Below are 24,009 nucleotides of genomic sequence, written 5' to 3'. Positions count from 1 at the left end.
GCGTAGCAGCCCCCATAAAGACACCGCGTTGCTCCAGGTATAAACGGGTATCCGGTTTTGGGGCGGCTTCGCCGCCCAGCGCGGGGCAAGCCCGCTCACCACAGAAACCGCACTGCGCCTCGCCGGTTACTGCGCGTTGGCCTTGGCCGCGTCGTTGATGATCGCCACCACTCGCGCCGGATTCGACACCATCACCACGTGAGAAGCCCCCTTCACATCCACGGTTTCCTTGGAGCCCGCACGGTCAGCCATGAATTTAAGCGCGGCCTCGGGAATATTTTTGTCCGCTGAACCGTATATGAAGTAGGACGGCACAGTTTTCCAGGCTGGGTCACCCGACGGTTCCTTCAGCGCGGCTTCGGTGATCGGGCGTTGCCCGGCTGCCATCAACTGAGCTTCCTTGGGCGCCACGTCGGCGGCGAACTGGCTGTTGAACTTGTCTTGCTGGATGTACAGGTCGGTCACCCCGTCCTTGGAGACCACGGGTTTGTCCAGGGTCGGACCCAGGGTGCCGCCAGGGTAACGGCCGGACAGCTCAAACGCGGTCTCGCCTTTTTCCGGGGCAAACGCGGCAACGTAGACCAGCGCCTTGACCTTGTTGCTGCCGTGCACGGCGTTGGAGATCACCGAGCCGCCGTAGGAATGGCCGACCAGGATCACCGGGCCTTGGGTGTGTTCGACGATGTCGGCCACGTAGTCTGAGTCGGTCTTGACGCTGCGCAGCGGGTTGGCCACGGCGACCACCGGGTAGCCTTCGGCCTTGAGCCCGGCGATCACGCCGTTCCAGCTGGAGGCGTCGGCAAACGCGCCATGCACCAGTACCACGGTGGCTTTCTGTGGGGCAGCGAAGCTGGCGGTGGCTACACCGAAGGCAAGTGCACCGCTGATCAGGGCGGCGGCGACGCGGGAGAACTTGAAGGTTTTCATGGACGTTTGCTCCGTGGGGTTGGGCGCTCAAGGCGTTGAACGTGAGGCCATGATGCCGAAACGTGTTTTACAAATGGAGGCTAATAGTCGACGATATGGCGCAGATCGTCTAAACAGATCGTTTATTGAAATCAGGTGAGTCATGGATCGTTTGTCCACACTGCTGGTGCACTTCGGCATCGGTGCCGATACCTTTCACAGCGGGCCGTTGCATGGTGCCCTCGACACCCGCGATCTGCAGCAGCGCGGCCGGGTCTACCTGCTCAAGGACGGCCAGGCCAGCCTGGAAATGCCCGACGGCACCCTGCGTATCCCCGAGCCCAGCCTGGTGCTGGTGCCGCGCCCCCTGCCCCATCGGCTGGTGGCGGCCAAAGCCGACCGCGCCCAGGTGGTGGCGGCCTCGCTGCGCTTTGATGGGGGGATCGATAACCCGTTGTCCGTGGCGCTGACCGATACCATCGTGATGCCGCTCAAGCAGATTCCGATGATCGCCGGCACGCTGGAGTGGCTGTTCGATGAGGCCTTCGCCGAACACTGCGGACGCGAGGCAGTGATGAACCGGCTGTTCGAGTTGATGGTGATTCAGTTCCTGCGCCACATGATGGCCTATCACAGCATGACTACCGGCATGATGTCGGGCCTGGCGGACCTGCGCCTGGCGCGGGCCATGACCCTGCTGCACAACAATCCCGAACGCCCATGGACTGTGCAGGAAATGGCGGTGGAGTCGAACATGTCCCGGGCCAGTTTCGCTGCACATTTCCATAAGGTGGTGGGCCAAACGCCGGCCGACTATGTGCTGAGCTGGCGCGTGAGCCTGGCGCAGAAACGTCTGCGTGAAGGTCGCCCCATCGCCCTGATCGCCGATGAAGTCGGTTACGAAAGCCCTTCGGCGCTGGCCCGTGCGTTCCGGCGCAAGATCGGCACCAGCCCGCGGGAGTGGCTGCAGTTGCAGGCGCCGCTACGGGTCCAGCACGCCGCCGCTGTAGCTGTCGGATAACCGTGTGCCGGTGAACTTGGCGACCACCGAGCCCTGTGCCACCAGGCGTTCACGGTGGGCGGTGACCATGCGCCCGGCCTGAGCGGCGTGCAGGGTCACCTCGGAGGCCGGGTCACCGGGTCGGCCGATAATCCGCGCGAAACGCTGGCCTTCTGCCAGGTCGTCGCCCAAGCCCTTTTCGAACACCAGCACACCCGCGCAGGGTGCAAGGACGGTTTCCATACAGCCCATGTCGACCACCTCGCCTTGCCATTCGGCAATGTTGGCCACCTCGTCGATCACGCCATTGATGCACAACCACGCCCACAGCCCATCGGCGTCCTGTTGCGCCAGGGCATCGCTGACGTCCGCCTGCCCGCGCAGTTCAATGGTTGCCGCCAGTTGCGGCGAAGCGTGGTTGATGAGGGTTTCTTCAAAGGAGCCATCGCCACCTTCATCCCAGACAATCACCAGGTCCACCTGCAACGCCGCCGCCATTGCCAGGCCTTGCTCGGGCCAGAAGCTGCGGTGGATGTAGAGGTAGGGCAACGCCTCGTCGTCGGTGTGCAGGTCCAGTATCAGGTCGGCATCGGCGGCCAGTTGCACCAGGCGTTTCTGCCATTGCGCCAGGTTGTTCGCCGGGCGCTCCATGGCCAGCGAACAATCGAAGGCTCGGTTGAAGTTCTGTCCGGTGGCTTCGTGAAACCGACCGAGCAAGCGACCCTGGCGGAACTGGCCGATACCAAAGGGATTGGCTTGGGGCACCACGGTGACCGTGCCCTTGAGCCGGCCCTGCTCGGCGCACGCCTGCAAGCGCGGCAGCAGTTGATGCAGCACCAGCATCCCGGCGATTTCGTCGGCGTGTACACCGGCCTGCAGGTGTACCTTCGGCCCGCTACCGTCGCCTTCGAAACGCCAGGCCCCGATATGCAACACATTGCCGGAATCACCGGTGACCTGCCACGAAAGGTCTTTTGCCATGCCTTGCCCTCCTCTGATCAATTAATCGGTAGAGATTGAACACATGTTCAACTAACCTGAGCGCTGTGCTGTTTCATTCAAGGTCTGCCCATGACTCCCGAGCTTCCCAAACTGCGCCGCGCCGACCCCGACGAACGCCGGGACCTGCTGATTGCTGCCACCCTCACCTGCCTGGCCCGCGATGGGCATGCGGGGATTTCCGTGCGCCGCATCGCCTCCGAGGCCGGGGTGTCGGTGGGGTTGCTCAACCACCATTTCGGCAGCATCGATGCGCTGATCGCCGAGACCTACCACAAATTGGCCAATGAACTGACCAGTGCCCTCTGGGCGCAAGTGGAACAGGCCGAAGGCCCTGCCGCGCGCCTGGATGCATTCCTCAGCGCCTCATTCTCGCCTCGGGTCATGGACCCCGATCTGCTCGGCGTGTGGGTCGTGTTCTGGAGCCTGATCCGCCATTCGCCCCATGTGAACCAGTCCCACGAAAACAGCTACCACGCCTACCTGGCGTTGATCCAACAACTGCTGGACGATCTGGCCCGCAGTGAAAACCTGGTGATCCACGACAGCCACCTGGCCGCCATCGGCTTATCGGCGATGCTCGACGGACTTTGGCTCGAGGGCTGCCTCAACCCCGGCACCTTCAGCCCCGCCAACGGGCTGCACATCTGCCGCTGCTGGGTACAAGGGTTGCGTCACGGTGCATTCGGCGCCGACCACGTCCTGTGACACGGGATGCCGCGCGCTGAGCATGGCCAGGGTGCCGCTGATGGCAATCAACACCGCGCCGATGATCAGCGAGCCATCCATCAGCGTGCCCCACACCAGGCTCGACAGGAGGAACGCCCAGATCAGCCCGGTGTACTCGAATGGCGCGAGTAACGTCGCCGTGGCGCGACGGAAACTGGCAAACAGCAGGAATTGACCGATGCCCCCGACCAAACCTGCCGCCAACATGCCCAGCCAGGCTGGCGTGGGCGCCGGTGTGTGAGTCCAGGGCAAGGTCACGCCCATGCACAGCACAAACACGACGTTGGTGATCAGCATTTGCTCCAGCACCGAGCTGCTCGGGTCGACCTGACGCAACTGGATATAGGTAAACGCCCAGCACAGCGCCGCGCCCAAGGTCAGGGCGATGGGCCACGGGTCGAGCATATGCGTGGGACGGCAGGCAATGACCACCCCGACAAACCCGATGATCAACGCGATCCACTGTCCCCGGCTGGCGCGCTCCTTGAGGATCAGCGCGGCCAACAGCGTGACCATGATCGGCGCAGAGAAATACAGCGTGGTCATTTCTGCCAGACTCAGGTCCTTGGCCGCCGTGTAATACAGCAACCACGCGAGCAACGACAACAGTCCACGAATGATCAGCAAGCGCCGGCTGACCGACGTCCAGGCACTGCGCATCAGGCCCATGCGCCCGGCGATCAAGCACGCGACCACCACCACCAGGCTGCGCCAGAACAGAATGGTGAACACCGAGTAATCGGCCACCAGCCACTTGACCACCGCGTCCTGCAACGCCAGGAACAAATAGGCCAGCGAACACAGGGCAATCCCTTGCAGCGAGCGGTCCTGTTTCATCCGGCCGACCTGCGCAGCGGCGTGCCGCGCCGTTCGGCGATGGCGTAGACACCTTCGATGAGAAAGGTCAGGCACAGGTAGACCGCCGCCACCAGCAGCAGCGGCTGGTAGATCTGCAAGGTCTGCGCGCGGACCACGTTGGCCGCGCCCAACAGGTCGACCACGGCAATGGTCGAGGCCAGCGCGGTAGATTTAAGCAACATCACCGTCTCCCCCGCCAAGGTCGGCAACAATAGGCGCATCGCCCGTGGCAAACGCACGCGCAACAAGGCCTGGCGTGGCGTCATGCCGAATGCCGAGGCGGCTTCCATTTCGCCCTTGGGCACCGCCAGCAGGCCACCGCGAATCACTTCGCCGACGTAGGCACCCACCGACAACACCAGGGCAAACACGATGTACCAGTAGCCGTCACGCAAGTACGGCCACAGAAAGCTGCCGCGAATCATAGGAAACTGCGCAAACAGGCTGCCCAGCCCGTAGTAGAAAATGTAGATCTGGATCAGCAGCGGCGTGCCGCGCAACACGCTGGTGTAGGCCAGCGCGCCACGGGCCAGCCATTTGCGCCGCGACAAGCGCGCCAGCGCCACCAGCACCGCCAAGGCAAAACCCAACACCGCCGAAATCACCAGCAGCGACAAGGTGGTCTGCAAGCCTTTGGCGATCAGGCCGGCGTAGTAACTTATCCATTCAGGCATGGTCGCTCACTCGACAACCGGCATCCAGCGACGGATACGTCGCTCCAGGCGCCCGGACAGGTAATTGGAAGCCAGCGTCACCAGGTAATACAAGGCGGCAGCCGTGAGGTAGAACAGCAAATACTGACGGGTCGAGCCCGCCGCCTGCTTGGCGGTGTACAACAACTCGTTGGTGCCGACCACGCTGATCAAGGCGCTGTCCTTGATCAGGTTGATCCACAGGTTGGACATACCGGCCAGGGCGAATGGCGCCATGATCGGCAAGGTCACCCGGCGGAACAGGCCAAACCCGCTCAAGCCAAATGCCCGTGCCGCTTCGATCTGGCCGTGGGGAATTGCCAGGATTGCCGCGCGAAAAATCTCCGAAGCGTACGCGCCCTGCACCAGGCCCAACACCAGGATCGCCACCAGCGGGCCGCTGATGTTCATCTGCTCGAAGCCCATCCACAACATCAGCGCATTGAGGCCCATGGAACCGGCGTAATACAGCAGCAGGATCAGCAGCAGCTCCGGCACCGCACGAAACACCGTGGTGTAGCCGCGCATCAGCAGCGCAATCGGGCGTGGCGCACTGAGCTTGGCGCAGGCCACCACCAGGCCGATCAACAAACCCACCGCAAACGAACCGGCGGAGATTTGCAGGGTCATCCATAACCCTTTGAGCAACGCATTGCCCCACCCTTGTTCACCGAAGCTTAAGAGGTCGAGCATTATTCGGTCTTCTGGGCGACGTGTTGATACGGGCTGTCACAGGTCTTGCTGACAAACGCCGGGGTGTCACCGCGCTTGCACGGGCTGACCGACAGGCCGAAATAGTGCTGCGACAGGTCGTCGTAGTCCTTGCTCACCAGCAATTCACCAATGGCTTTATCCAGCCGGGCCTTGAGCGCAGTGTCTTCCTTGCGCAGGCCGGCGCCGACGCCACGGCCGATGATCGGGTCGTAAGGCACGCTGGCGATATGCGCCAGGCCGCTGGCTTCCGGGGTCTTGACCATCATCGCGATGGCGGTGTCGTCGGCCATCATGTAGTCGATACGCCCGGCGATCAGGTCGGCGTTGGCCGATTCCTGGGTGTCGTAGTACTTCAGGTCCGCGATGTTTTCGTAGTACTTCTTCAAGTAGTTGGCGCTGACCGTGGAGATCTGCACACCGATCAGCTTGCCCTTGAGGCCCGCCGGGGAGATCTCGACTTCGCTGCCTTTCGGCCCGGCGACGCCTAACAGGGAATCGTAATAGGCACGGCTGAAGGCGATCTGTTTTTCGCGCTCATCGGTCACCGACATCGAGGAGAAAATCACGTCGATCTTCTTCGCTAGCAAAGAAGGAATGATGCCGTCCCACGCCACTTCCTTGATCTGGCACTCGGCTTTCATGCCTTCGCAGAGTTTGTGGATCAAGTCCACTTCAAAGCCGGACCATTGGCCGTTGCCACCTTTAACGGTGAATGGCGGATAGGGTTCCGCAGCGACCGCAAACACGATGGGCTTTTCCGCCGCCCAGGTGAAACCCGCGGTCAACACCAACACTGCACTGCTCAACCACGTTGCCATACGCTTGGATTTCATGATTTTGCCCCGTCTTTTTATGGAGTTAGCGAGTTTGATGCGCGTTGACGAACTGTCGGCAACGTTCACTGCGTGGGTCGATAAACACCGCATCCGGCGAGCCGGTTTCTTCGATCATGCCTTGGTGCAGAAACGCCACTTTCGACGACACATCCCGGGCGAATGCCATTTCATGAGTGACCAGGATCATGGTGCGGCCTTCCTCGGCCAGGGAACGGATCACCCGCAGCACTTCACCCACCAGTTCCGGGTCGAGGGCCGAGGTGGGCTCGTCGAACAACATGACTTTGGGACGCATGGCCAGCGCTCGGGCAATCGCCACCCGCTGTTGCTGGCCGCCGGAGAGGAACGCCGGGTATTCGTCGCGCTTGGCGGCCAGGCCGACGCGGTCGAGCAAGGCTTCGGCGCGTTCGATGGCTTCGGCGCGGCTTTCGCGCAGGACCTGGGTGGGGGCCTCAATAAGGTTTTCCAGGACCGTGCGATGTGGCCACAGGTTGAAGTTCTGGAACACCATGCCCAAGGTCGAACGGATGCGTACCAGCTGTTTGGCGTCCGCCACCAGAGGCGCGCCGGGCCGGCCGTAGTTGAGCTTGATGCTTTCTCCGTCCACATGAATGCTGCCCTGGTCCGGCACTTCGAGCATGTTGATGCAGCGCAGCAAGGTGCTTTTGCCCGAGCCGCTGGCGCCGATCAGCGAGATCACATCACCTTCGTGGGCCGTGAGGGAAATGCCCTTGAGCACTTCGATATTGCCGAAGCGCTTGTGCAGGTCGATGACCTCGATCATCTTTTTGGCTGCGGCCGGCTGCACCACTTCGATCCTGGGCGCCGCCGCGGTACGCGGTTCACCGGCCAGCTTGGCGACAAACCGCACGATGCGTTGGCAGGCTTCACGCAGGCGCTCTTCTCCCAGGGTGAACGACAAGCGCACGAAACCCTGGGCCGGCTCGCCGAACGCGGCGGCATCGAGTACCGAAACCCCGGCTTCACGGAACAGACGCCAGGCAAAGTCGAGGGAGCCCAGGCCGGTGTCGCGCACATCCACCAGCACAAACATCCCGGCTTGCGGTGCCTGCACCTGGATGCCAGGGCACCCACTCAGCCCCGACACCACCAGGTCGCGCCGGCGCCGATAAATCTCGCGCATGCCCTGGGTCACCTCGTCATGGGCCAGCACGGCAGCGGTGGCGGCTTCCATCACGAAGCCCGGCAACCCGTAGAGCATGCTAAGCACCAGGGTTTCCGCATGGGCGACCATCTGCGGCGTGGCGATGAGCCAGCCAATGCGCCAGCCGGTCATGGCATGGGACTTGGACAGACTGCCAATCACCACGCATCGCTCGGCCATGCCCGGCAGCGCTGCGAGGCTGTGGTATTCGCCGTCGAACACCAGGCTTTCATAGACCTCATCGACCACCACCCACAGGTCGTGGGCAATCGCCAGGTCGGCAATGGCTTGCAGCTCATGCGGGTTGAGTACCACGCCGGTGGGGTTGTTCGGGTTGGAGAAGAAAATCGCCCGCGTACGCGGTGTGATGGCTGCGCCGAGCAACTGGGCGTCGAGGCGAAAGCCGGATTCCGGCGAACAGGGCACACGGACCAGTGTCGCGCCGCTGGCCTTGAGCGTGGCTTCGTAGGTGACGTACATCGGGTCGAGCACCAGCACTTCATCGCCGGCCTGTAGCAGACACAGGGAGGTCACGAACAAGGCGTTTTGCGCACCGGCCACGGTGATGACGTTTTCGGCAGTCAGTGGACGGCCCAGCGTCTGGCTGTAGCGTGCAGCTATTGCATCGCGCAATGCCGGGCGACCGGGGATTTCGGTGTAGTGGGTGTCACCGTCGCGCAAGGCACTCACCGCGGCGTCGGTAATGAAGGACGGCGTGGCGAAATCCGGATCGCCAACGCTGAGGATGATGATGTCTTCGCCCTGGCTGGCCGCCTGGAACGCGGCGTGGTGGATGTCCCAGGCAGCTACGCCCTGCCCTGCAATTCGTTCGACGAAGGGGGAAAACCGCATGCCAGAGCCTCTTGTTCAAGAAGAAACAGCGCGAACCCGTCGGGTGGAAAACGGGTGGATGCGGTCAACATAGTTCAAACTGAACAGTCGTTCAATGGGTAAGTTTGCGGCCATGTCGTTTATGGTCCAAAGAGGTCGTTAACGCTTGGGCGGGGCCATAAATTCCGGGCCGATCGGATCTTTTATGGTGCTGGCCAGGATACGGTCGATAGGCGTCAGGTCTTCGGGCGTGAGGTGCCAGCCGAAGGCTTCTTCGTAGCCCTTCAACTGCTCCGGCCGCCGTGCGCCCCACAGGGCGATGGTCGGGCCAGCGCAGGGCCAGTACCGATTTGCCGTGCCGATCAGTTCTTCGGACAGGCCAAAGCCGTACACCGGCGCGGTGTCGATCAGGTTGATACCGATTGCCAGGGCATGGCGCAGGATGCGGATGGCTTGTTCATTGTCCGCCCCACCCCACAAGTGCCCGCCCATGGACCAGTTGGCTGATCTCAACGTGTTCATGGCGATCATCCGCCGCCGCAGCTTCCGCCACGCCGCCCATGTACTGGGCGTGACCACCTCGGCGTTGAGCCACACCATGCGCAACTGTGCATGTATTACCCCAGCCGTCGCCAGTCACAGCCAGGGTTGCGGCAATTGATGGACATGATTCGCCTGAAGACCATCGGTTCGCAATTGATCCAATCACATTGAACCGGTGACGCGCCGCAGTCCTCCAAGCTGAACAGACCACGGCCCGGTACACGTTCGATGACTTTTATTTTGTGGATGGCCGTACTGGGCGCCGTGTTGCTCACGCTCGCCCTCACCTCTTCCTTTCTGCGCTGGATGCCGGTCACGACCTCGGCGGTGTGCCTGCTGCTGGGCGTGGGAATTGGCCCCCTTGGCGTAGACCTGCTGCACCTGGACATCCAGCACTCCGCACGCTGGATGGAGCACCTCACGGAAGTCGCAGTGCTGTTTTCGCTGTTTGTCAGCGGTTTGAAACTGCGCTTGCCGCTCAAGCACCGAACCTGGCGCATCGCGTTTGGCATGGCCGGGCCGGTGATGCTGCTGACCATCCTGGGGATCAGCCTCGCGCTGCATTACCTGTTTACGCTGTCGTGGGGCGTGTCGCTGCTGGTGGGCGCGATACTGGCGCCAACGGATCCGGTGCTGGCAGGCCTGGTGCAGGTCAATAACGCTCAGGATTACGACCCGCTGCGCTTCGGATTGTCCGGCGAAGCGGGCTTGAACGATGGCACCGCCTTTCCCTTTGTGATTTTTGCCCTGCTGTTCATGCAACACGGCGGGTTTGACGGCGATTGGCTGGGCGGTTGGGTATTGAAGAACTTGTTGTGGGCGGTGCCGGCCGGGTTGTTGATCGGCTACTGGATGGGCCGTGGCATCGGCCGCGCGACGTTGTGGCTACGCATCACCAACAGTGACAGCACGCTCTCGCCCAATGACTACCTGACCCTCGCTCTGATTGCGCTGGCCTATGTGGTCGCCGAGGCAGTGGGCGGTTATGGCTTTCTGTCCGTTTTTGCGGCCGGGCTTGGTTTGCGCCAGGCGGAATTCCGCTCCACCGGAAACTCAAAAACGCCTTCGGAGCATCTGGCGTTGCCGGTGGTGGGCCATTTGGAAATCGAGCCAGACCGCGCGTTGCAAGGGGATGTGAGCGAACTGAAGGACACCCAGATCGCCGCCGGCGTCATGATGGGCGACATGCTGTCATTCGGCAGCCTGGTGGAACGCTCGATGGAGGTGTTCCTGGTGACGGTACTGGGGATCGTGCTGATAAGCCACTGGGATTGGCGCGCACTGCCGATGGCGGCGCTGTTGTTTTGCGTGATTCGGCCGATCAGTGTGCTGGCGATGCCGTGGGGTCGCCTGATTGATCGTCAGCAGCGCAGCCTGATGGGATGGTTTGGCATTCGCGGGATCGGCAGCATTTACTACCTGTTTTACGCGCTCAATCACGGACTGATTGGCACCAGCAGCGCCGTGGCGGTGAACCTGACCTTGTCGGTGATCGCCCTGAGCATCGTCGTTCATGGCCTGAGTACCCAGCCTATGCTGGTGTGGTATGAACGACGTGCCCGGGTGAATACTCAGTCTTGACGCTCGGTGTTACCCACATCCGCCGCTTCATCCAGATCGTTGAGCGGCACTTCTGCATCGTCCATCAATGACCCGGGGTCTTCATTACCGGGGTCGTTGAGTTCTTCATCAAGTTCTTTGGACATGACCGTCTCCTCTAACCGCCTTGGGTGTCGATATCGGCATCGGTTTCAGGCTTGGGCTCAGGCTTGGGCTTGAAGTCTGGACTGTAGTCGTTTTCCTTGGCCTTGGGGTCTTTTGCTGGCACCGGGTCTTTGGGCGCATCGGCACCGGTGGCGGGTTGTTTGTCTGTGCTCATGGCTTACCTCTCGGAAAATGTCGCCTGGGTAGAGTTAAGGTCATGCCCAGGGTGATGAAGTTCCATCGGTTTAGGACCCGGGGTTGTCGACCTGGATGTAAAACGCGTACGCAGCGAGCAGCACCCAGAACACCATGAATAACCAGGGCGCGCGCATGGAAAACAGCAACGACTTGCGATAACCCTTGTGCGACGACTCCATTTCGGAAAACAGCGGCGACTCGTCGTACGCCATGCCCATCACCGGCTCGCTGCGCAACAGCTCGCTTTGCTTGAAGTGCCAGTGATCGATGATGTCATACGCCGCGCGGATCCCAGGCCATGCGTTGAGGGAACTGAGGATGCCCAACACGGCGAGGAAAATCGGCACCACCACGGTGAACAACTTGCCCCATTCGGGGTTGAGGTTGCCCATGCCCGACACAAAGGCGATCACCAGGAACGACTGCGCGGTGAGGTAGGCGTCGGTACGGTTGGCAAGGATGGTGGTTTCATACTGGATTTCGCGCCGGTAAAAGTCGAGGCGGTCTTTGGGCGAGCCGAAGATCTTGGCGTTGTGCTCGCTGTGATCGGGCAGGCTCGATTCCGGGGTTTGCGGTGAGATGATTCTGGGCACGGCGGTGCTCCATGCGGGTTCGTGTCCCGTTAGAAGAATCGGGGGCGGGTGAAGTTCAAGTTCGTTCATGCACCAAGTCGGAGCATGGAGTGCACTGTGACGGACTGGCTTTTGTAGTGAGCGGGCTTGCCCCGCGCTGGAGTGCGCAGCGCTCCCGCTGTAATGGGGGCCGCTGCGCAGCCCAGCGCGAGCAAGCTCGCTCACCACACAAGCCCGCTCACCACACAGGAATCCGGTGTTTTGGGGTTTCCGGCACAAGCATTGCTTTATCCATTCATCTGCCCGGATACAGGAGCATTGGTTACCCCCCGACCCAGAGCCGACCCTATAAGAAAGTAAGGACCAGGCCCATTGGCACCCACCGCCACGGGCTCATAAAAAATGCGTTTTTTGAAACGGCAGTGCCACCCCTGTTCCCCTCGGCACTGACAAGGTACTGGAATGGCTCGATCTTTCTTTGATGAAATGAATGACGCAAACGGCGTATGCCGTGCGCATTACCAGGATTTTTCCCGCTGGCTGGCCAACACGCCGCCGGAACTGCTGGCCCAGCGTCGCCGTGAAGCCGATTTACTGTTCCATCGCGCCGGGATCACCTTCACCTTGTATGGCGACGAGCAAGACACCGAGCGCCTGATCCCCTTCGACATCATCCCGCGCAGCATCCCCGCCAGCGAATGGAGCGTGATCGAACGCGGCTGTATCCAGCGCGTCAACGCGCTGAACATGTTCCTCGCCGACATCTACCACGACCAGCGCATCATCAAGGCCGGGATCATTCCAGCGGACCAGGTGCTGGGCAACGAGGGTTACCAGAAAGCCATGGTCGGCCTGGACCTGCACCGCGACATCTATTCGCACATTTCCGGCGTGGACCTGGTGCGCGACGGTGACGGCACCTACTACGTGCTTGAAGACAACCTGCGCACCCCCAGCGGCGTGAGCTACATGCTCGAAGACCGCAAGATGATGATGCGCCTCTTCCCCGAGGTGTTCGCCAAGCAACGCATCGCGCCGGTGGACCACTACCCCAACCTGCTGCTCAAGACCCTGAAAAGCTCAAGCCGCCTGGACAACCCTAACGTGGTGGTGCTGACGCCGGGCCGCTTCAACAGCGCGTTCTTTGAACATGCGTTCCTGGCCCGTGAAATGGGCGTTGAGTTGGTAGAGGGCGCGGACCTGTTCGTGCAGGACCTCAAGGTGTTCATGCGCACCACCGACGGCCCCAAGCCGGTGGATGTGATCTACCGGCGTATCGACGACGCCTTCCTCGACCCCAAGGCCTTCAACCCTGAGTCGATGCTCGGCGTTCCAGGCCTGGTCCCCGCCTATTGCGCCGGCAATGTGGTACTGGCCAACGCCATTGGCACCGGCGTGGCCGACGACAAATCGATCTACCCCTATGTGCCGGAAATGATCCGTTTCTACCTGGATGAAGAACCGGTGTTACAGAACGTACCGACTTTCCAGTGCCGCAAGCCGGATGAACTGTCCCACGTACTGGCCAACCTGCCGGAACTGGTGGTCAAGGAAACCCAGGGCTCCGGCGGCTACGGCATGCTGGTCGGCCCGGCCTCCAGCGCGGCCGAGATCGAGGATTTCCGCCAACGCATCAAGGCCAGGCCCCACGCCTACATCGCCCAGCCGACCCTGAGCCTGTCCACCTGCCCCACCTTTGTCGAAAACGGCATCGCCCCACGGCATATCGACCTGCGGCCCTTTGTGCTCTCGGGCAAGGAAACCCGCCTGGTGCCCGGCGGCCTCACCCGCGTGGCGCTGAAGGAAGGCTCGTTGATCGTCAACTCGTCGCAAGGCGGCGGAACCAAGGACACCTGGGTGGTGGAGGGCTGAGTATGTTGAGTAGAACCGCCGCAGATCTGTACTGGATGTCCCGTTATCTGGAACGCGCCGAGAACCTGGCGCGCATGCTCGAAGTCAGTTATTCCCTGTCGTTGATGCCCCAGGCCGGGCGCAGTGACGGGTTGGATGAACTGGCGATGTCGTTGCTCAGCAGCGGCACCCTGGACAGCTACCTGGAACGTCATAAACAGCTGGACGCCGAGCGCATGCTGCACTTTTTCGCCCTCGACGAAGAGAACCCCGCGAGCATCTACAACTGCCTGCGTGCCGCTCGCGGCAATGCCCATGCGGTACGCGGGCGCATCACCGCCGATATGTGGGAAAACCTCAACGCCACGTGGCTCGAAATGCGCAGCATCGCCGCCGGCGGCCTGGCGCGGCATGGCATCAGCCACTTCTGTGATTGGGTCAAGCAGCGCTCGCACCTGTTCCGGGGAGCGACGTCGGGGACGATCATGCGCAATGACGCCTATCGGTTTATCCGCCTGGGTACCTTTGTCGAGCGCGCCGACAACACCTTGCGCTTGCTGGATGCGCGCTACGAAATGTTTGGCGAGGAGTCGGAAGAAGTCAGCGACTTGTCGGCACGCGGTTATTACCAGTGGAGCGCCCTGCTCCGCGCGTTGTCCTCATTCGAGGCGTATACCGAGTTGTACCCGAACGCGCTGAATGCCCGCTCCGTGTCCGAGTTGCTGCTGTTGCGCAGTGATGTGCCGCGTTCGTTGCATGCCTGCATCGAAGAACTGAGCCATATCCTGGCGGACCTGCCCGGCAGTTATGGGCGTACGGCGCAGCGCCTGGCGGCGGAGTTCGAGGCGCGGCTGAGGTACACCGGGATCGATGAGATTCTTGAGGAGGGATTGCACGCCCGTCTAACGGACTTTATCGACACCGTGCGCGAGTTGGCGCGGGCGATTCACAGCTCGTACCTGGAGATGGTCTAAGTACGTTTAGGTCACTTATCTGTAAGTTAGGGTGATTGACCCTATTTGGATACCGCTCTTATGTTGGGCAGGTGAAATGCCTTCCCACCATAAGAACAGGTACAGAACATGTCCGAACTCACGCTCAACCCTGCGGCTGCACACACCCTGCAATGCTGGCACGCGATGTTAGCCAATCGTGACCTCAAGGCCCTGCCCGAACTGTTGGCGCCCGACGCCGTCTTCCGCTCGCCTATGGCTCATACGCCCTACCCTGGCGCGCCGGTGGTGTCGATGATCCTCAATACGGTGATCAACGTCTTCGAAGACTTCACCTATCACCGTGAACTCGCCACCGGCGATGGCCTGAGTGTGGTGCTCGAATTCAGCGCGCGCGTGGGCGACAAGCAGCTCAAGGGCATCGACCTGATCCGCTTCAACGAACACGGGCAGATCATCGAGTTTGAAGTGATGATCCGGCCGTTGAGCGGGCTGCAAGCCCTGGGTGAGGAAATGGGCCGACGCCTGGCGCCTTACCTGGCCAAGGCCAAACGCTGATTACTGGTTTTTCACCAGCACCGGCTCGGCGCTGTATTGCGCCGGAAACAGCTTTTTCAGTTGCGCCACTTTCGGCAGGTCGTTGATCACGATGTAGGGGTAAGACGGGTTTTCGGTGAGAAAGTCCTGATGGTAGGACTCCGCCGGGTAGAACACCTTGCCCATCTCGATTTTCGTGACGATGGGTTTGCCGAAAGCGTTGGCCTCATCCAGTTGAGCGATGTAGGCCTGGGCGACGTTTTGCTGCTCGGCGTTCTGCGCGAAGATTGCAGATCGGTATTGGGTGCCGGTGTCCGGCCCCTGGCGGTTGAGTTCGGTGGGGTTGTGGGCGACCGAGAAGTAGATCTGCAGCAGTTTGCCGTAGCTGACTTTACTCGGGTCGTAGGTGACGGACACGGACTCGGCGTGGCCGGTATCGCCTTCACTGACGGCTTCATATTGCGCGGTACTCGCCGCCCCACCGTCGTAGCCGGAGACGGCATTTTTCACCCCTTGCACGTGCTGGAATACTCCCTGCACGCCCCAGAAGCAGCCGCCGGCGAACACGGCGGTTTGCAGGTTGCCTGAGGTTGCAGGCAGGTCAAGGGCCGGTGGCGCGATGACAACGGCATCGTCGGAGGCGCCGAAGGAGAAGGCAGAGCTTTGGCCGACGAAGGCGGCGAAGGCCAGTGCGGGCAGGTATTTGAATACATTCATGGCAGGCACTCCGGGTTAACCAAAGGTGAAGGCATACGCCGACACGTTGGGGTCGAGGAATTCGATGGTGAGGATTGCGCCCCCGGCCAGCATCAACGCGCCCAGGCCCCGGCGCAGCCATTCACCTGCGCCGAGGGAGGTGGCAGCCCCGGCGGCGTAAGCCAGCAAGAGCAAGGTAGTGCCGATGCTGGCGCCCTGCAACGCGGCGCCGGTAAGCACTAGCCCCAGGATCGGCCCGGCGCACGGTGCCCACAGCAACCCGGTGGCGACGCCGATCAGCAACGATGCGCCCGGACCCGGCCTGGCATCGGCCCCGGCGGCTTGCGACAAACGACTGCCGGCGGCCACCAATGGACGCGTCAGACGTTCCGACAGCTGCGGCAACAATAGCGTTAAGCCGAACAGCGCAACGCACAGCAACGCGAGCCAGCGACCGTATTGATTGACTTGCACCACCCAGCCGCCGCCCACCGCCGCGAGCGTTGCCACCAGGGCGAATGTCACCGCCATCCCCGCTAACAGCGGCAAGCCACTGCGCAAAAACGGCTGCCCGGTGCGAGCGAAGACAAAAGGCAGAACAGGCAGGATGCACGGGCTGACGATTGTCAGCACGCCGCCCAGGTACGCGAGAACCAGGAGCCACATGGCTGGGAATCTTGTAAGAGAAAGACATAGGCTTAAGCCGCCGTGAACGTCATGGCGGCGCCGTTCATGCAGTAGCGCAGGCCGGTGGGTGGCGGGCCGTCATCGAACACGTGCCCTGGGTGACCGCCACAGCGACTGGTGTACAGGAGTAATTGTCGGCGTGAGTACATAGAGTTCTCCTAAACACATTGGCCTGATGACTAGCGATGAACCTGTGGTGAGCGGGCTTGCCCCGCGCAGGAGTGCGCAGCGCTCGCGCTTTTTTTAAGGGCCGCTGCGCAGCCCAGCGCGAGCAAGCTCGCTCACCACACCATGCGCTTCGCCAAATCACTGACCTCATCCTAAGCCCTGGCCGGTCGCGGAATCCTCACGCAGAGTTAAACAATTCGTGATAACTACACTGTTGCGAAACCCGCACAATGCGCGGACTACAAGCGAAGGTTTCTCTTACATGGATCAGCCAAAACGTGTCCTGGTGGTCGAGGACGATGCCCATATCGCCGACCTGATCTGCCTGCACCTGCGTGACGAACAGTTCCACGTCGTCCACAGCGCCGACGGCACCGAAGGTCTGCGCCTGTTGGAACAAGGCGGTTGGGATGCGCTGATCCTCGACTTGATGCTGCCCGGCGTCGACGGCCTGGAGATCTGTCGCCGCGCCCGCGCCATGACGCGCTACACCCCCATCATCATCACCAGCGCGCGCTCCAGCGAATTGCACCGCATCCTCGGCCTGGAGTTGGGCGCAGATGACTACCTCGCCAAACCCTTTTCCATGCCGGAACTGGTTGCTCGCATAAAGGCGCTGTTACGCCGGGTTGACGCCATGGCGCGCAACCTGAAAATGGACGCCGGCAGCCTTGATCTCGGCCAATTGTTCATCAACCCGCTGACCCGTGACGCTACCCTGCAAGGCCAGCGCCTGGACCTCACGCCACGGGAATTCGACCTGCTGTACTTCTTCGCCCGTCAGCCGGGCAAGGTGTTCTCACGCATGGACCTGCTCAATGCGGTGTGGGGCTACAGCCACGAAGGTTATGAACACACGGTGAACACCCACATCAACCGGCTGCGCGCCAAGGTCGAAACCGACCCGGCCAACCCGGCGCGCATCCTTACGGTGTGGGGCCGTGGCTACAAGTTTGCCGAGAGCCCACCATGAAGCTGACCCTGACCCAACGCCTGTCGGTGGTGTTCGCTGTATTGCTGCTGATTTGCAGCGGCACCTCGGCCTGGTTGCAGGTGCGCTCCAACCGCATGCATGAACTGGAGGTGGTGCAAGGCCTGTCCCGCGACCTGGCGGCGCACATTGCCCGCGACACGCAGTTGATGGATGCCGATGGCCTCAAGCCCGACGCGGTGCGTAACCTGTTCAGCCAGTTGATGCTGGTCAACCCGAGTGTCGAGGTTTACCTGCTCGACATCGATGGCCGTGTGGTCGGTAACGCCGCGCCCAGTGGTCATCTGCTGCGCGATCGAGTCGACCTCGCACCCGTGCGGCGCTTCCTGGCCGGATTCATGCTGCCGATCCTCGGTGATGACCCGCGCAGCCTCGATGGCCGTAAGGTGTTCAGCGCAGCACCACTCATGGCTGGCGGCCAGCAGACCGGCTTCCTCTATGTAGTGCTGCTCGGTGAGGCTCATGACGTGTATGACGCCAAGGATGCCACCGGCATGGCATTGAAGATCGCGCTGTGGTCCATTGGCCTGGTCGCCCTGCTCTGCTTGTTGGCCGGGCTGATTGCGTTCGCCTGGATCACCCGACCGCTGCGCCAGTTGACCGATAAAGTCGGCCAATTCGACATCAATGGTGCACCCAAAGCGGCTGAACCCGCTGTGCGGGAACTCACCAGCGGCGATGAAATTGCCGTGCTCGATCACGCCTTCGTGCAAATGGAAAACCGTCTGGGCGAACAGTGGCGCGCCATCACCCATCAGGACCAGGAACGCCGCGAAATGGTCGCCAATATCTCCCACGACCTGCGCACGCCATTGGCCTCGCTACATGGCTATCTGGAAACCCTGTCGCTCAAGGATGCCAGCCTCAGCCCCGAAGAACGCCGCCGTTACCTCGGCATTGCCCTGGACCAGAGCCGCAAGGTTGGCGGTCTGGCCCAGTCATTGCTGGAGCTGGTGCGCCTGGAACATGGCTTTGTCCAGCCGGTGATCGAAGGGTTTTCATTACCGGACTTGGTGCAGGACATCTTTCAAAAATTCGAACTGACCGCCGAAGCACGCGGCATCACCCTCACCGCGACGTTGCCGCCGCAGGTGCCAACGGTGCTGGCGGACTTGGGCCTGATTGAACGCGTACTGACCAACCTGCTGGATAACGCCCTGCGCCATACACCGGTGAACGGCGAAATCGAGGTGACGCTCGCGCCTGAAACCCAGGCCGTCGCCGTCACGGTCAGCGACAGCGGCCCAGGCATCGACGCCGAGCTGCGCGAAGGCTTGTTCCTGCGCGCCTTTACCATCGGCGGCGCCCGTCGTGACGGCGGCCTGGGCCTGCGCATCGTGCACCGCATCCTGCAATTGCATGGGCGCAGCATTCGCCTGGTGGATCAACCGGGTCGAGGAGCAACCTTTACCTTTTCCTTAGAAAGCCGAGCATCAGGGCGTTGACCTGTTGGGCTTGTTCGTTCTGGATCCAGTGACCACAGTTCGCCAACACATGCTGCTCAAGCTGCGGCACTGAATCCGGCATGCGTTTGATTGTGTGGGCTTCGAAGACCCCGACCGGGTCGCGGTCGCCGATCAGGAACAGTGTGGGTTGCAGCACTTTCTGCCCAGCGAGGAACTCGGTGCGTTGCCAGTTGCGTTCGAAGTTGCGATACCAGTTCAGTGGGCCACGAAAACCGTGCTCGGCGAAGGTGTTCACATAAACGTCCAGATCCGCCTGGGAACACCACTGCGGCAATGCTCCGGGCGCTGAAACACCTTCGAGCAAGGTCGCGGTCGCCGGCTTCTGTTGCAGAAACACGTCCTGATCCTGCATGAACAGGCGCAATGTGCGCTCGATATCCGCATCCAACTCCTGCTCGGCAACGCCCGGCACCTGGAAATACAGGATGTAGTTGAAGCGGTCAGCGTACAGCTCGCGCATGATTTCGATCACCGGTCGACGGGCGCGCCCAGCGAACGGCACGGACATCGTGATCAGGCGTGTGACGCGCTCAGGCTCAAGCAAGGCAAGATGCCAAGCCACCACGGCGCCCCAGTCATGGCCGACCATCACCACCTGCGTATGGCCGAAGTGGTTCATGGCCTGCTGGATATCGCCACACAGCGTCAACAGGTCATAGTCGGCAATTTCAGCCGGTGAACTGCTGCGCCCGTAACCGCGCATTTGCGGGGCAAACACCTGATAACCCGCCGCCACAAGCGCGGGAATTTGCTCGCGCCACGAGTGCCAGCATTCCGGGAAACCGTGAAGCAGCCAGATCGGCGCACCCTGTTCGGGGCCCGCACTATGAACACTTAACTCAATACCGTTGACGCTGATGAGGAGCTGGCGCATGGGCATGGCCTTTTTGAAGGTTTTTCCCAGCGTGGACCATGGCTGCTCAAGCCGCCAGCATCATTGACGACAGGAATGACTCAAGCCACCGCCCACCAGCGCGGCAACAATTGACGTACCCGAGCCTCGCCAAATCGGTCATCGATCAGCATCACCACACCCTGGTCCTGCTGGCTGCGGATCACTCGACCCGCCGCCTGCACGACTTTCTGGATGCCAGGGTACAGGTAGGTGTAGTCGTAGCCCGCACCGAAGATCGCGCCCATGCGCACTTTCATCTGCTCATTGATCGGGTTCAACTGGGGCAAGCCAAGGGTGGCAATGAATGCACCGATCAAGCGGGTGCCCGGCAAGTCGATGCCCTCACCGAATGCACCGCCGAGCACGGCAAACCCGATGCCCTGGCTGTGTTCGGTGAACTGGTCGAGAAAGGCCTGGCGCTCGGCCTCAGCCATGCCGCGTGACTGTTGCCACAGTGTAATGGCCGGATGTTTCTCGGCCAGCAACTGCGCCACTTGTTGCAGATAATCGAAACTGCTGAAGAACGCCAGGTAATTGCCAGGCTGCTGGGTGTACTGGCGGGCGATCAGCTCGACGATAGGCTCCAGCGAGGCCTCGCGATGCACGAAGCGCGTGGAGATTGCATCGACGATGCGTACCTGCAATTGCTCAGCCTTGAACGGCGACTCCACATCGATCCACGCCGTATCAGCGGGCAGACCCAGCAAGTCCGCGTAGTAATGCCGTGGGCTCAGGGTCGCGGAAAACAGCACGCTGCTGCGGGCGGCCGTCAGCCGTGGACGGATGAACTCGGCAGGCACCACATTACGCAGGCATAGGGTCGAGCTGCTGCGTTTGCCGGTGAACTGCCGCTTACTGATATCGAAAATGAAGTGTTCGTTGAACAATTCGGCGACCTTGCCGAATTGCAGCACCTCGAAATAGAAGCTTTGCAGGTCGCCGCTGAGAGACTCGGGGTGATCGTTGAAGTACTCGCCCATGGTGCTGGCGCACAGGCTCAAGGCCTGCAACAGTTTCTCGGGGCGAGCGGTGTAGGCCTGGTACGGCGCAAGTTGGTCCTTGTGCAGCGCGTTCCACTCACGGTTGAGGCGCTGCAAGGGTTTCTTCAAGGGTTCGGGGGCTGTATCGCGCAGGGTCTTGAGGTGGTACTGGTCAAGGCTGGCGCTGTACATCGAGCGGGCCCGATCGACCAGGTTGTGCGCCTCGTCCACCAGCACCGCCGCGCGCCACTGGTTGAGCTGGGCCAGGCCGAACAGCATGGCGCCGAAATCGAAGAAGTAATTGTAGTCAGCGACCACCAGGTCGGCCCAACGCGCCATTTCCTGGCTCAGGTAATACGGGCAAACGTCATGGGCCAGGGCCACATTGCGCAGAGTGCGCTGGTCCAGCAGGCGCACCTTGGAAGCCGCGATGCGTGCGGCGGGCAGACGGTCGTAGAAGCCCCTGGCCAACGGGCAGGAATCGCCGTGACAGGCTTTTTCCAGGTGCTCGCAGGCTTTGTCCCGCGCCACCAACTCCAGCACACGCAAAGGCAGGCCAGGGCTGCTGGCATGCAGCACTTGGGCAGCATCCAGGGCGAGCTTACGGCCGGGGGTCTTGGCGGTGAGAAAGAACAGTTTGTCCAGTTGCTGGGGCGCCAAGGCCTTGAGCAACGGGAAGATCGTACCGATGGTTTTGCCGATGCCGGTCGGCGCCTGGGCCATCAGACAACGGCCGGTGCTGACCGCCTTGTACACCGACTCGGCAAGCGAGCGCTGGCCAGGACGGAAACCGGCATGGGGAAACGCCAGGGTTTGCGCGGCGCTGTTGCGCGCTTCGCGGTGCGCCATTTCCTGCTCGGCCCAGCCGAGAAACAGCGCGCATTGCTGGTTGAAGAAGGTTTCCAGTTCGGTGGCTTGAAAGCGTTGGTCGAGCACCGTCTCGCCTTCACCGACGATATCGAAGTACACCAGCGCCAGGTTGATCTCTGACAGGTTGAGCTTCTGGCACATCAGCCAGCCATACACTTTGACCTGGGCCCAGTGCAGTTGCCGGTGGTTGGCGGGCTGGGCGTCGAGGTCGCCGCGATAGGTCTTCACCTCTTCCAGGCGGTTGGCGTCCGGGTCATAGCCGTCCGCCCTGCCTCGCACCTTGAGCTGCTGGTACTCGCCTTCAAGCGCGACTTCATTCTGGTAGTGCGCGCTGCGCCTTGAGGCGACGGTGCGGTGGCCGGCAATGCCTTCCTGGGCGCTGGGCGACGGTGTGAAGCGCAGGTCGAGGTCACCGACCTTGGCCGTGAACTCGCACAGCGCCCGCACGGCAACGCTGTAGCTCAAGCGGATTCTGCCCAGCGCACATAGCAGACGGTCACCGGCATCTGGTATTCGCCACAGAATTCCAGCCAACGCAGTTGGTTGTCCTGCAGGCGATCTCCGGGGCCCTTGACCTCGATCATGCGGTAGGTTTTTTGCGCCGGCCAGAACTGGATCAGGTCGGGCATACCGGCGCGGTTGGCACGGATGTCCAGTAGCAGCCGTTCAAACCAATAGCGCAGGTGTTCGGCGGGCAGGCAGGCCAGGGCCTGCTCCAAAAGGTCTTCGCTGAGCAGGTTCCAGAACACGAAAGGTGACTGGATCCCCCACTTGTCGCTGTAACGCTGGCGAATGGTGGTTTTGTAGCGTTCGTCCTGCAATTGCTCGAAACACGCAGCGAACAGCGGTGCACGGCGCTGATGGAAGTCTTCGCTGTGCAGGTCTGCGGGACCGCGTTGGAACGGGTGGAAAAATGAACCCGGCAGCGGTGTAAAGATCACGTCCCAGCACAGCAGCCCGAACAGGGAATTGATCAGCCCGTTTTCAACGTAGTGCACCGGCCCATCGGGCTCGCTGAGGTGAGCCTGCACGCAATACTCCACCGACATCAGCGGCTCGGGTAGCGCAAGGGAGAGGTCCAGGCGCACGACCGGGCGTGGCTTCACTTTCGGCAAGGCCGGTTCACCCAGTTTGCGGCGCAGGCGTGGCACGACACGCAATAAGTGCTGCTGCTCGGCGGCGCTTTCCGGCGCCTGTTGGGCGGCGTTCGCCAGGGCCATGGCTTGGCCGTAGTCCTCTTGACGTTCCAATACCCGGATCAATCGTGAGCGGGCACCGGGATAGGCACAGCTGCGGTAAATCTGTTCCGCCAACGCCAATTCGGCAATGCGCTCGCAATATTGACCGACCTGGAACAACAACTTGGCCCGGCGTTTTTCCAGCCAGGGGTTGTCGGTACTCAGGGTTGCGACCCGGGCCAGCACCGCCTCCAGCGCTTCACCGGTTTCAAAGGCCTGCTGGCACTGGTGCAGGAACAGAAAGCCATGCACATCATCCCGGCTGCGCAGGCCACGGGACTCTGCGCAGAACTCGACTTTTTCGTAGGTGTAGATGCCCAGGTCAGCCAGCACGAATTCCGACCAATCCTGATGCAGGTTGCCGAAGAACATCAGGCGCAGGCGATCACACAATTCCATCACGGTAAGGCTGAAGAGCGTGTCGGTAAGGTCCGGGCACCAACCGGCAAAACTGCGGCTGTCGGTGAATTGTGCCGCCAGCCCTTCCAGCCAATCGGACTTCCTGCCCTTGGGCTGGTCGATCCAGGGCTTGAACGCGCCGAATATCTCGCCTTTTTGCAGCAAGCCGAACAGCGCTTCAAAGGCCAGCAGGGATTTATTGTCGACCCAGCCCAATGCAAGCAATGGCGCGGCAGCGGTGTGCGTGCAGCCGATCTCCACGTAATTGAGTTTGCTCGCCCGAAAATGCACACCCTTGCGCATCACCATGCGCACCAAAAGCGCCTGGGACGCCTGCGGCAACCTGTCAAATTGCTGAATGAAATGCTGTTCGTCTGCATCGAGCAGATCGGCATAGCGTTGCCCCAGCCAATGCAGGACCTGGCGGAAGTTATGCAGGTAATAGAGCGGATCTTCGAGGGTATTGGCCATGGTGTACAGCGATCAAATACTGGTTATGCATACAGAGTGCCGTCGCCAAGGCGAGGTTGC

The 24,009-nt window shown here is 61.5% G+C and carries 22 protein-coding genes and 4 pseudogenes; 9 read left to right on the top strand and 17 right to left on the bottom strand.

The window, feature by feature from the left end:
- Positions 1 to 126: 126 nt before the first annotated feature.
- Positions 127 to 927, bottom strand: a complete 801-nt coding sequence (locus EJ576_RS10045) for an alpha/beta fold hydrolase (RefSeq protein WP_126570261.1) — start codon at positions 925 to 927, stop codon at positions 127 to 129.
- Between the two features lie 142 nt (positions 928 to 1,069).
- Here EJ576_RS10045 and EJ576_RS10040 point away from each other — a divergent pair, with 142 nt between their 5' ends.
- On the top strand, positions 1,070 to 1,927 hold the full coding sequence (locus EJ576_RS10040) for an AraC family transcriptional regulator (RefSeq protein ID WP_122727001.1): 858 nt from the start codon (positions 1,070 to 1,072) through the stop codon (positions 1,925 to 1,927).
- Here EJ576_RS10040 and EJ576_RS10035 read toward each other — a convergent pair.
- Positions 1,889 to 2,887, bottom strand: a complete 999-nt coding sequence (locus EJ576_RS10035) for a succinylglutamate desuccinylase/aspartoacylase family protein (RefSeq protein ID WP_126570260.1) — start codon at positions 2,885 to 2,887, stop codon at positions 1,889 to 1,891. The two genes, EJ576_RS10040 and EJ576_RS10035, sit on opposite strands and share 39 nt — an antisense overlap.
- A gap of 90 nt (positions 2,888 to 2,977) precedes the next feature.
- On the opposite strand from EJ576_RS10035, the pseudogene EJ576_RS29995 reads away from it, so the two are divergent.
- Positions 2,978 to 3,517, top strand: a pseudogene (locus EJ576_RS29995) (TetR/AcrR family transcriptional regulator); the annotation flags it as partial.
- Here EJ576_RS29995 and EJ576_RS10025 read toward each other — a convergent pair.
- The 6 genes from EJ576_RS10025 to EJ576_RS10000 form a co-directional block, all read right to left on the bottom strand.
- Positions 3,473 to 4,471, bottom strand: a complete 999-nt coding sequence (locus EJ576_RS10025; RefSeq protein ID WP_122726996.1) for a DMT family transporter — start codon at positions 4,469 to 4,471, stop codon at positions 3,473 to 3,475. The pseudogene EJ576_RS29995 and the gene EJ576_RS10025 sit on opposite strands and share 45 nt — an antisense overlap.
- Entirely contained in the window at positions 4,468 to 5,166 is a 699-nt protein-coding gene (locus EJ576_RS10020) for an ABC transporter permease (RefSeq protein WP_028616125.1), read from the bottom strand. Before EJ576_RS10020 ends, EJ576_RS10025 begins: the two co-directional genes overlap by 4 nt.
- Before the next feature lie 6 nt (positions 5,167 to 5,172).
- The gene (locus EJ576_RS10015) at positions 5,173 to 5,877 is read right to left on the bottom strand and encodes an ABC transporter permease (RefSeq protein WP_028616124.1); all 705 of its coding nucleotides are present in this window, start codon (positions 5,875 to 5,877) and stop codon (positions 5,173 to 5,175) included.
- Positions 5,877 to 6,731, bottom strand: coding sequence for a transporter substrate-binding domain-containing protein (locus EJ576_RS10010; protein WP_028616123.1), 855 nt, complete (start codon positions 6,729 to 6,731; stop codon positions 5,877 to 5,879). Before EJ576_RS10010 ends, EJ576_RS10015 begins: the two co-directional genes overlap by 1 nt.
- Positions 6,732 to 6,756: 25 nt before the next feature.
- A complete protein-coding gene (locus tag EJ576_RS30125; RefSeq protein WP_126570259.1) occupies positions 6,757 to 8,751 on the bottom strand; it encodes an aminotransferase class I/II-fold pyridoxal phosphate-dependent enzyme in 1,995 nt (664 codons plus the stop codon).
- 138 nt (positions 8,752 to 8,889) lie between these two features.
- Positions 8,890 to 9,222 carry an aldo/keto reductase gene (locus tag EJ576_RS10000; RefSeq protein WP_126570366.1) on the bottom strand — a complete coding sequence of 111 codons (333 nt, stop codon included), beginning with the start codon at positions 9,220 to 9,222 and terminating at the stop codon, positions 8,890 to 8,892.
- Here EJ576_RS10000 and EJ576_RS09995 point away from each other — a divergent pair.
- Both EJ576_RS09995 and EJ576_RS09990 read left to right on the top strand, forming a co-directional pair.
- Positions 9,221 to 9,337, top strand: a pseudogene (locus tag EJ576_RS09995) (LysR family transcriptional regulator); the annotation flags it as partial. The gene EJ576_RS10000 and the pseudogene EJ576_RS09995 overlap by 2 nt on opposite strands.
- Positions 9,338 to 9,501: 164 nt before the next feature.
- Positions 9,502 to 10,854, top strand: coding sequence for a sodium:proton antiporter (locus EJ576_RS09990; RefSeq protein ID WP_028616119.1), 1,353 nt, complete (start codon positions 9,502 to 9,504; stop codon positions 10,852 to 10,854).
- Here EJ576_RS09990 and EJ576_RS29980 read toward each other — a convergent pair.
- From EJ576_RS29980 to EJ576_RS09985, 3 genes are all read right to left on the bottom strand, one after another.
- Complete coding sequence (locus EJ576_RS29980; RefSeq protein WP_256581760.1) at positions 10,845 to 10,979, bottom strand: hypothetical protein; 135 nt, start codon at positions 10,977 to 10,979, stop codon at positions 10,845 to 10,847. The genes EJ576_RS09990 and EJ576_RS29980 overlap by 10 nt on opposite strands.
- Before the next feature lie 11 nt (positions 10,980 to 10,990).
- Positions 10,991 to 11,152, bottom strand: coding sequence for a hypothetical protein (locus EJ576_RS29765; protein ID WP_010210501.1), 162 nt, complete (start codon positions 11,150 to 11,152; stop codon positions 10,991 to 10,993).
- 70 nt (positions 11,153 to 11,222) lie between these two features.
- A complete protein-coding gene (locus tag EJ576_RS09985; protein WP_028616118.1) occupies positions 11,223 to 11,768 on the bottom strand; it encodes a hypothetical protein in 546 nt (181 codons plus the stop codon).
- Between the two features lie 441 nt (positions 11,769 to 12,209).
- On the opposite strand from EJ576_RS09985, the gene EJ576_RS09980 reads away from it, so the two are divergent.
- The 3 genes from EJ576_RS09980 to EJ576_RS09970 all read left to right on the top strand — a co-directional run bounded on the left by EJ576_RS09980 (position 12,210) and on the right by EJ576_RS09970 (position 15,109).
- Positions 12,210 to 13,619 carry a circularly permuted type 2 ATP-grasp protein gene (locus tag EJ576_RS09980; protein ID WP_126570257.1) on the top strand — a complete coding sequence of 470 codons (1,410 nt, stop codon included), beginning with the start codon at positions 12,210 to 12,212 and terminating at the stop codon, positions 13,617 to 13,619.
- A gap of 2 nt (positions 13,620 to 13,621) precedes the next feature.
- Positions 13,622 to 14,572 carry an alpha-E domain-containing protein gene (locus tag EJ576_RS09975; protein ID WP_016975680.1) on the top strand — a complete coding sequence of 317 codons (951 nt, stop codon included), beginning with the start codon at positions 13,622 to 13,624 and terminating at the stop codon, positions 14,570 to 14,572.
- Between the two features lie 108 nt (positions 14,573 to 14,680).
- Positions 14,681 to 15,109: a nuclear transport factor 2 family protein gene (locus EJ576_RS09970; protein ID WP_126570256.1), complete on the top strand. Its 429-nt coding sequence runs from the start codon at positions 14,681 to 14,683 to the stop codon at positions 15,107 to 15,109.
- Here the strand turns inward: EJ576_RS09970 and msrA are convergent, their stop codons facing one another.
- The 3 genes and pseudogenes from msrA to EJ576_RS09955 form a co-directional block, all read right to left on the bottom strand.
- Positions 15,110 to 15,805 (bottom strand): peptide-methionine (S)-S-oxide reductase MsrA, encoded by a 696-nt coding sequence (gene msrA / locus EJ576_RS09965; RefSeq protein WP_068933198.1) that lies wholly within the window; start codon positions 15,803 to 15,805, stop codon positions 15,110 to 15,112. It abuts the gene before it with no gap.
- Positions 15,806 to 15,868: 63 nt separating this feature from the next.
- Positions 15,869 to 16,450: pseudogene (locus EJ576_RS09960) on the bottom strand (cytochrome c biogenesis CcdA family protein); the annotation flags it as partial.
- Positions 16,451 to 16,482: 32 nt separating this feature from the next.
- A pseudogene (locus EJ576_RS09955) lies at positions 16,483 to 16,596 on the bottom strand (peptide-methionine (R)-S-oxide reductase); the annotation flags it as partial.
- A 305-nt stretch (positions 16,597 to 16,901) separates the two neighbouring features.
- Between EJ576_RS09955 and EJ576_RS09950 the strand changes: the two are divergent.
- Entirely contained in the window at positions 16,902 to 17,612 is a 711-nt protein-coding gene (locus EJ576_RS09950; RefSeq protein WP_122726983.1) for a response regulator transcription factor, read from the top strand.
- Complete coding sequence (locus EJ576_RS09945) at positions 17,609 to 19,075, top strand: HAMP domain-containing sensor histidine kinase (protein ID WP_126570255.1); 1,467 nt, start codon at positions 17,609 to 17,611, stop codon at positions 19,073 to 19,075. Before EJ576_RS09950 ends, EJ576_RS09945 begins: the two co-directional genes overlap by 4 nt.
- Here the strand turns inward: EJ576_RS09945 and EJ576_RS09940 are convergent.
- From EJ576_RS09940 to EJ576_RS09930, 3 genes are all read right to left on the bottom strand, one after another.
- Entirely contained in the window at positions 19,038 to 19,970 is a 933-nt protein-coding gene (locus EJ576_RS09940) for an alpha/beta fold hydrolase (protein ID WP_123477837.1), read from the bottom strand. The two genes, EJ576_RS09945 and EJ576_RS09940, sit on opposite strands and share 38 nt — an antisense overlap.
- A gap of 80 nt (positions 19,971 to 20,050) precedes the next feature.
- Positions 20,051 to 22,306, bottom strand: coding sequence for an ATP-dependent DNA helicase (locus tag EJ576_RS09935; protein WP_122685107.1), 2,256 nt, complete (start codon positions 22,304 to 22,306; stop codon positions 20,051 to 20,053).
- Positions 22,303 to 23,949, bottom strand: a complete 1,647-nt coding sequence (locus EJ576_RS09930) for a VRR-NUC domain-containing protein (protein WP_126570254.1) — start codon at positions 23,947 to 23,949, stop codon at positions 22,303 to 22,305. Before EJ576_RS09930 ends, EJ576_RS09935 begins: the two co-directional genes overlap by 4 nt.
- Positions 23,950 to 24,009 lie beyond the last annotated feature (60 nt).

This window comes from Pseudomonas sp. C 49-2 (assembly GCF_003970195.1).
In the GTDB taxonomy this organism is placed as follows: Bacteria; Pseudomonadota; Gammaproteobacteria; order Pseudomonadales; family Pseudomonadaceae; genus Aquipseudomonas; species Aquipseudomonas canadensis.
This window is presented reverse-complemented; position numbering and strand designations above follow the sequence as displayed.